The sequence below is a fragment of the Haliscomenobacter sp. genome (genome assembly GCF_033763495.1).
In the GTDB taxonomy this organism is placed as follows: Bacteria; Bacteroidota; Bacteroidia; order Chitinophagales; family Saprospiraceae; genus Haliscomenobacter.
In genome coordinates this window covers 1-8,286 of record NZ_JANRKL010000114.1, presented here as the reverse complement: position 1 = coordinate 8,286, position 8,286 = coordinate 1, and the positions used below count along the sequence as shown (strand labels likewise).

Annotated in this window: 6 protein-coding genes; 5 read left to right on the top strand and 1 reads right to left on the bottom strand. The window is 50.5% G+C overall.

The window, feature by feature from the left end; genetic code table 11:
- From pyrR to SFV55_RS12080, 4 genes are all read left to right on the top strand, one after another.
- Positions 1 to 547 (top strand): bifunctional pyr operon transcriptional regulator/uracil phosphoribosyltransferase PyrR (pyrR, locus tag SFV55_RS12095; protein ID WP_320029760.1); only part of this gene is annotated, 547 nt, incomplete at its 5' end.
- A 9-nt stretch (positions 548 to 556) separates the two neighbouring features.
- Positions 557 to 1,486, top strand: a complete 930-nt coding sequence (locus SFV55_RS12090) for an aspartate carbamoyltransferase catalytic subunit (RefSeq protein WP_320029759.1) — start codon at positions 557 to 559, stop codon at positions 1,484 to 1,486.
- Between the two features lie 208 nt (positions 1,487 to 1,694).
- On the top strand, positions 1,695 to 3,827 hold the full coding sequence (locus SFV55_RS12085; RefSeq protein ID WP_320029758.1) for a Tex family protein: 2,133 nt from the start codon (positions 1,695 to 1,697) through the stop codon (positions 3,825 to 3,827).
- Between the two features lie 287 nt (positions 3,828 to 4,114).
- Entirely contained in the window at positions 4,115 to 4,468 is a 354-nt protein-coding gene (locus SFV55_RS12080; RefSeq protein WP_320029757.1) for a DUF4180 domain-containing protein, read from the top strand.
- A 257-nt stretch (positions 4,469 to 4,725) separates the two neighbouring features.
- On the opposite strand, the gene SFV55_RS12075 is transcribed toward SFV55_RS12080, so the two are convergent.
- Positions 4,726 to 6,114 carry a GH1 family beta-glucosidase gene (locus SFV55_RS12075; RefSeq protein ID WP_320029756.1) on the bottom strand — a complete coding sequence of 463 codons (1,389 nt, stop codon included), beginning with the start codon at positions 6,112 to 6,114 and terminating at the stop codon, positions 4,726 to 4,728.
- 108 nt (positions 6,115 to 6,222) lie between these two features.
- Here SFV55_RS12075 and SFV55_RS12070 point away from each other — a divergent pair, with 108 nt between their 5' ends.
- Positions 6,223 to 8,148 carry a sodium:solute symporter family protein gene (locus SFV55_RS12070; RefSeq protein WP_320029755.1) on the top strand — a complete coding sequence of 642 codons (1,926 nt, stop codon included), beginning with the start codon at positions 6,223 to 6,225 and terminating at the stop codon, positions 8,146 to 8,148.
- Positions 8,149 to 8,286: the final 138 nt, after the last annotated feature.

Here is an 8,286-nt window from a genome sequence, read left to right as displayed (position 1 = left end):
ACGCATCATCATCGGGCCCGAACGGTTTTCGCTGACCATTGAGCGGCTCTGCCACCAATTGGTTGAAGAATTTGATGATTTTAGCAACACCTGTATCATTGGCATTCAGCCACGTGGGGTTGCCCTATCGGAGCGAATTTACCGTCACCTCATCGACCACCTCAATATCCCACACATCGATTACGGCGTACTGGACATCACCTTCTACCGCGACGATTTTCGCCGCCCCGGAGCATCCATGCACGCCAGTGTGACTTCGATCAATTTTTTGGTGGAGAAAAAAAACGTCATTCTGGTAGACGATGTCTTGTACACCGGGCGCACCGTGCAGGCGGCCCTTACCGCCCTCAACCACTACGGCCGCCCCGATAAGGTGGAGTTACTTACTTTGGTGGATCGGCGTTTCAACCGCGAATTGCCCATTCGTTCTACGTTCACGGGCATCAAAGTCGATGCGGTAGATCAGGCTTACGTCAAAGTGGAATGGGCCAATACCCACGGGGAAGATCGGGTTGTTTTATTTTCTGACAAAAAAGCGGCACAATAACACGGGAAGATGGCTAATCAACAACTAAGCAGCAAACACCTCCTGGGCATCAAAGACCTCAGCACCGAGGACATTCGGCTAATTTTTCATACCGCCAGCAATTTTAAAGAAGTCATCAATCGCCCCATCAAAAAAGTGCCTTCTCTGCGCGACATCACCATCGCCAATCTCTTTTTTGAAGATTCAACCCGCACCAGGGTTTCCTTTGAGTTGGCGGAAAAACGCCTCTCCGCAGATACCATCAATTTTTCGGCTTCTTCTTCTTCGGTCAAAAAGGGAGAAACCCTGCTCGATACCGTCAACAACATCCTGTCCATGAAAGTGGACATGGTGGTGATGCGCCACCCCGCTCCCGGTGCCTGCCAATTTTTGGCCCAACACATCGATGCCAACATCATCAATGCCGGTGATGGCACCCACGAGCACCCCACCCAGGCGCTGCTGGATGCCTTCTCCATGCAAGAGCAATTGGGTGACCTAGAAGGCAAAAACGTGGCCATTTTCGGCGACATCCTGCACTCAAGGGTAGCCCTGAGCAATATTTTTTGCCTGCAAAAACTAGGGGCGAAAGTCCGGGTTTGTGGGCCCCCTACCCTCATGCCCAAATTCATCCACAAATTGGGCGTAGGGGTCAGCTACAACGTACGCGAAACCCTGCAATGGTGTGATGTAGCCAACGTGTTGCGCATCCAGCTGGAGCGCCAAAACATCAAGTATTTCCCCACCTTGCGCGAGTATTCACAGTACTTCGGCATCAACCGACAACTGCTGGATTCCCTGGACAAAAAAATTGTGATCATGCACCCCGGACCAATCAATCGCGGTGTTGAAATCACGAGCGATGTGGCGGATTCAGAACATTCCATCATTTTGCAGCAGGTAGAGAATGGGGTCGCGGTGCGGATGGCAGTGTTGTTTTTGTTGGCGGCCAAGGGGTAGTGGAGGACACGGAGGGGATTTCAAAGTGACACAAGTGGTACATGCCAAAGCGACATTTCATTGGCACTCCTAAAATTAGTATCTTTATTCAAGTTTACAAAAAAAATATCAAACGAAAAATCTCAAAATACTTTTGTTTGATCTCCTTAGCTTTTTTACTTTTGTTCCCCCCGGGCTCCCTCTGGGAAAACCATAATGCCAAAAATCGATGAGTACTACCAAACACCTCGAATTGATCGCCCAAGCCACGGGCATTTCCCTTGGAAGAGTCAAAAACACCATCCAGTTGTTGGACGAGGGTTCCACCATTCCATTCATTTCCCGTTACCGCAAAGAAGCCACGGGGGAGTTGGATGAAGTACAAATCGCCGAAATCCAGCGCGAACACAAAAAATTCGAGGAGCTGGAAAAACGCAAGGAAAGTGTACTCGGTTCCATTGCCGAGCAAGGCAAACTCACTGATGAACTGCGCCAACGCATTGAAAATTGCTACGATCCCACCGTGTTGGAGGACATTTACCTGCCTTACAAACGCAAAAAGAAAACCCGCGCCTCGGTAGCCCGCGAAAAAGGCCTGGAGCCTCTGGCCTTGCGCATTCTGGAACAACGCGATGCTGACGACCCCGAAATCCTGGCGGGCAAATACCTCAGCGATGAGGTACCCAGCGTGGAAGAAGCACTGGCTGGTGCCCGCGACATCATTGCCGAAATGGTCAACGAAAGTGAAGACGCCCGGAATTTGATGCGCCGCATTTTTTCCAAAACCGCCATCATCCAATCCAAAGTGGCCCGCGGCAAAGAGAAGGAAGGTGATAAATACAAAGACTATTTCGACTTTTCGGAAGCGCTCAACAAATGCCCTTCCCACCGCCTGCTGGCCATGCGCCGCGGTGAAGAGGAAGGTTTTTTGCGGGTGCTCATCGTGCCCGACGACGAAGAGGACACCAAATACCAATTAGAAAAACGTTTTATCAAAGCGGCCAACGCTGCCAGCGGAGAGGTAAAATTGGCTATCCACGACAGCTACGAGCGTTTGTTGGCCCCTTCGATTGAAACGGAATTTCGCAACATCTCCAAAGAAAAGGCCGACAAAGAAGCCATCGACGTGTTCACCCAGAACCTGCGGCAACTGTTGCTGGCTGCGCCTCTCGGGCAAAAACGAGTGATGGGCCTCGACCCTGGCTTCCGCACGGGTTGCAAACTGGTGGTATTGGACGACAATGGCAATCTGCTCGAAAACCTCGCCATTTATCCCCACCCTCCCCAATCTGACGAAGCAGGCGCAAAAAAAACCATCGCTTTTTTGGTGGACAAACACGGCATCGATGCCATTGCCGTAGGCAACGGAACGGCTGGCCGAGAAACCATGAGCCTTTGCCGCAGCATCAAATTCAATCACGAGGTTGAGGTGTTTATGGTCAACGAAGCGGGAGCTTCCATCTATTCGGCTTCCGACGTGGCCCGGGAAGAATTCCCCGATTACGATGTAACCGTGCGGGGCGCAGTGTCCATTGGCCGTCGTTTGATGGACCCTCTGGCTGAACTGGTAAAAATTGACCCTAAATCCATCGGCGTTGGGCAATACCAACACGATGTCAACCAAACCATGCTCAAAGAAAGCCTCGATCAGGTGGTGGAAAGTTGTGTAAACAGCGTGGGCGTAAACCTCAATACCGCCAGCAAACACCTCCTGACTTACATTTCCGGGCTAGGGCCAGTGATCGCCAAAAACATCGTGGAGTACCGGGCGCAAAATGGAGCTTTCAGTTCGCGGAATGAAATCAAAAAAGTGGCTCGTTTGGGTGATAAAGCCTTTGAACAATGCGCGGGCTTCCTGCGCATTCGGGGAGCGAAAAACCCCTTGGACAATACAGCAGTACACCCAGAAAGTTACCACATCGTAGAACAAATGGCAAAGGACTTGAACTGCAAGGTGAAAGACCTGATCAGCGACGCGCAGTTGCGCCGCAAGGTGGAACTCAAACGTTACGTGAGCGATAAGGTGGGGCTTCCCACTCTGCAAGACATTATGAAGGAATTGGAAAAACCGGGCCTTGACCCCCGGGGTACCGCCAAATCCTTCGACTTCGGCAATGTACACAGCATTGAAGACTTGCGGCCCGGAATGATCCTGCCTGGCATCGTGGAAAACATCACCAATTTTGGGGCCTTCATCGATATAGGCATCAAGGAAAAAGGGCTGGTTCACGTGTCCCAAATGGCTAACCGTTTTGTGAAAAACCCGATGGAAGTAGTGAGTTTGCGCCAGGAAGTGAATGTGCGCATCGTGGAGGTGGACATTGCGCGGAAGCGGGTGCAGTTGTCGATGAAGGATGTGTGATTTGGGGTTTTGAATGTTGATTCGGGCATCTTACTGGCCACTACGTGGGGCGCTCGTCGATCCCTTAATGCTCGCTAAGCGAGCGGGCTCGACGATCGCATTTACTCAGAGCCTACGTAAAGCGCCAAAGGAATCGTAGGATTTAGGCACCTGCGATCCCAGCGTCAATAAAAGATCGACGAGCGCCCCACACAGTGGCCAATAAAAAATTAAACTGCAACACCCAATCAAGGAACCTTAAAAAGGTGATTTCGGTTATTCCGGTCAACGTTTCAATTCTACATTTTATGAGCATCGAAATCATCCAACACCAAGGGCACACTTTGGCCGAAGTCACCGACACTCGCATTCAAAATCCACAGGAAGCCCTGGAAATCCTTATCAACTGTGCCTATCAAGGTGCCGAAAAAATCATCATCCACGCCGATCAATTGATGCCCGATTTTTTTGACTTAAAAAGCGGGATTGCGGGCGAAATCCTGCAGAAGGTTTCCACTTATCAACTGCGCTTGGCCATAGTGGGTGACTTTAGCCAGTACAGCAGCAAAAGTTTGCGCGACTTCATTTTTGAAAGCAATAAAGTGGGGCGGGTTAATTTTGTAGGCTCGGTAGAGGAAGCTAAAGATAAGCTATGTGCTTAAATCACTTTCTATTGTTTCAGGATAGCTCCAGGCCCCACTCCAGGACATTTTACTCGGAGGACATGAATTGCCACGTGCTTTAGCGCGTGGGTAACAGATTTTTTTTGAAATTGGGCTTTAGCCCTTGCTTAAACATTAAAGCCAGGACTAAAGTCCAACAAAGAGGCAATCTTTATCCACGCGCTAAAGCACGTGGCAATTCACATCCTCCGCTTATGGAATACAAAAATGTTCAGTATTAAGGCTCCAGCTCCCTATCACCATCCATTCCCGGCAATCACCCCTGCATACCACTCCGCCGAAGCCTTGGGTATCCGGCGCAAAGTTCCTTCCTCCACATAGGTAATCCCAAATTTTTTGGAATAACCCGAAGCCCACTCAAAATTGTCCAGCAGCGACCAGATGAAGTACCCCTCCACGTTTACCCCACTGGCGATGGCCTCCTCAATTGCACCCAAATAGCCCTCAAAAAAAGCGATCCGCTCCCGATCTGCCACTTTTCCATCCTGCAATTGATCATCAAAAGCACAACCATTCTCGGTGATGTAAATCGGCGGATTGTCGTACCGTTTGGCGATCCATTGCAGGAGTTTACGACAGCCCCAGGGCACGATCGCCCATTGCATATCCGTCAGTGCCCAGTCGGGCGAAACGCTGAGGTTCACGTCCTGATCGGCACTCAGGCCACCGTTGCCGTATACACTCCCCGCCTCACTTTGCCCACTCGAATCAGCAGCATACATGGTAGTATAGTGGTTGAGGCCAAAAAAATCGGAGGAACCCTGAATCAGTTCCTTTTCTGCGGGGCTAAAGCTGGGCAAACGTTCGCCCAGGCGTTCCCGCATCACCGCCGGATAATCTCCCTTGTAAATCGGGTCGGCAAACCAGGCCAGAAAAAATTCCAGCGCTCGTTCCGCTGCAGACTGATCCGCTGGGTTGTCCGTCAGTGGTTCGCGCCAGTCGCAGTTGTTGGTGATGCCAATTTTGCCACCTTGCTTGGCCTGGTAGTTTTGGCGATAAATTTGTACGGCTTTGGCGTGGGCTTTTAGCAAATTGTGCCCAGCCAGGTAGGGTAAATCTGGCGATTGAATCCCGGGGGCAAATACACCATGCCCGTAACCCAGAATGGCCACCACCCAGGCTTCATTGATGGTGATCCAGTTTTTGACCCGATCGCCGAAACTGCGGAAACACAAGTCGGCGTATTCCGCAAATGCATCGGCGATGCCTTCTCCCAGCCAACCATGCAATTCAAACTCCAGGGCAGCGGGTAAATCCCAGTGGTAGAGGGTGATCCAGGGTTCGATGCCAGCTTGCAACAACTCATCGATGAGGGCATTGTAAAAATCGATTCCGGCTTGATTGACCACACCACGCCCGGCAGGCAAGAGCCTAGGCCAGGAGATGGAAAAACGGTAGGCTTTAAGGCCGAGTTGTTTCATCAGCGCTACGTCTTCGCGAAAACGGTGGTAATGGTCACAGGCGGTGTTGCCGGTGTCGCCCGCGTGGACTTTGCCGGGAATCATACAAAAGACGTCCCAAATGGAGGGGCCTTTTCCATCACTCAAATGGCCCCCTTCTATCTGGTAAGCCGAGGTTGCGCTGCCCCACAGAAAGTTATCGGGGAAGCTTTTGTTTTTTGTCATGATCTTAAAAATTTGAGGACAAGTTATTTTTTTTTCGTTCCTTAGTTTGAAATTCCATGTGCTTTAATCATTCGTTTTTTTTGATCACAACAAAAAATCATCTTTTTCATGCTCTCTACGCTTGATCTCCTGATCATCGCCGCCTATTTCGCGTTGATGATCGTGCTGGGTTTGTACATGCGCAACCAGGCCAAAAAAAGCAAGGATGCCTACCTGATGGGTGGCAAATCACTGCCCTGGTACATGCTGGGTTTGAGTGACGCCAGCGATATGTTTGACATCAGCGGTACCATGCTGCTGGTGAGTATGGCCTTTTTGTATGGCTTCAAAAGTGTGTTCATTCCCTGGATGTGGCCAGTATTCAACCAAATTTTCCTGATGGTCTTTCTGAGTCGTTGGCTCAGGCGCAGCAATGCTACCACCGGAGCAGAATGGCTGGGTACACGTTTTGGCCTCAGCGACAAGGGCGTGCGCCAAAGCCACCTGGTCGTCGTCTTCTTTGCCCTCATTTTGTGCATTGGATACATGGCTTATGCCTTTGTAGGTGTGGGCGAGTTTTTACAAATCTTCCTGCCCTATGAGCGAGTCCGCGATGTCTTGCCCTTCTTAAGTGCCGGAGAGGGCGCCTATGGCATGGGTACCCCCGAATACGTGGAAGCACTACAAGTTTCCAAGCACCATACTGCCCAGTTTTATGGGGTAGTCATTTCCCTGATCGCGATGTTTTACAGCATTGTGGGAGGTATGCACGGGATTGTGCTTGCCGACGTAATCAAGTACATGGTGATGATCATTTGCTCCCTCTTTGTTGGGGTGATTGCGATGAATCACCTGGCGCAATCGGATGTGGATATTTTGAGCAAAGTGCCCGGTGGCTGGGATTCGCCATTTTTTGGCACCCATCTGGGCCTGGATTGGTCCAATATGCTCAATGATGCCCGGATTAAAATGGAACAGGACGGCTATCAGCTCTTCTCGGCGGTGGTCGGCATGATGTTGATCAGTGGCATCATGAAAAGTTTGGCGGGACCTGCCCCCAATTACGATTGCCAAAAGATCTTGAGTACCCGCAGCCCGGAGGAGGCCGCCAAAATGAGTGGGTTCATCTCCGTGATCCTGATGCCCATTCGGTACTTCATGACCATGGGCTTTTGTGTGCTGGGCATCCTGTACTTTGAACAATTGAACCTGACCCGCCTGGGCGAAGGCATCATCAATTTTGAAAGCATCATGCCCGCTGTGATCAGCAAATACCTGCCAGTGGGCTTGATTGGTCTGGTTTTGGCGGGTTTCCTGGGAGCTTTTATGAGCAACTTCAGTGGCACTTTGAACGCGGGCCAGGCTTACCTGGTGAACGACATTTACCTCAAATTCGTCAATCCCCAGGCGGAGCGCAAGCAGGTCATCACCATGAGCTACCTGAGTGGAGTAGTGATGGTGGTTTTTGGAATTGGCCTGGGCTTGTTCATTAAGGATGTGAACATGATTTTTAACATCATCACTGCCGGGCTTTACGGCGGTTTTGTGTGCGCTAATGTACTGAAATGGTACTGGTGGCGCTTCAATGCAACTGGTTATTTTTATGGAATGTTGGCCGGGATTGTGGCCAGCGCTATCCCTCCTGCCCTATCGGTGAGTGGCATCACCCATTATTTTGATGGCACCCGCATGTTGTATTTCTTTCCGGTATTCATTGTCATCCAGTTTGTGGCCTGCATTCTGGGCACCTACGCAGCCCCGGCGACGAACCAGGATACCTTGTTGACTTTTTACAAAACGGTGCGGCCCTGGGGCTTTTGGAAACCCATCCATGCCCTGGCTGTTGCGGAAGATCCAACGTTTGAAGGCAACAAAAACTTTGGGGTGAATATGCTCAACTTGTTCCTGGGCATCACCGGGCAATTGCTGCTCATGCTGCTGCCGATGTACCTGATTTTGAACAAGTGGACTGGACTGGGAATTGTACTGGCCTTGTTGGTAGTGGTGTTTGTGGTGATGAAACGGACCTGGTGGAATCGCTTGACGGATTGGTAGGATGATGGTTTAGAGTTTGATTATCAGAATTTTGGCGGACATAATTTTTTTGAGTGACGAGTTAAGAGTACATGACTTACGAGTTTTGAAGTGGGCTACCGCAGCGACTTAGACATAGCCTTGGTCTAAGCTCCTGCG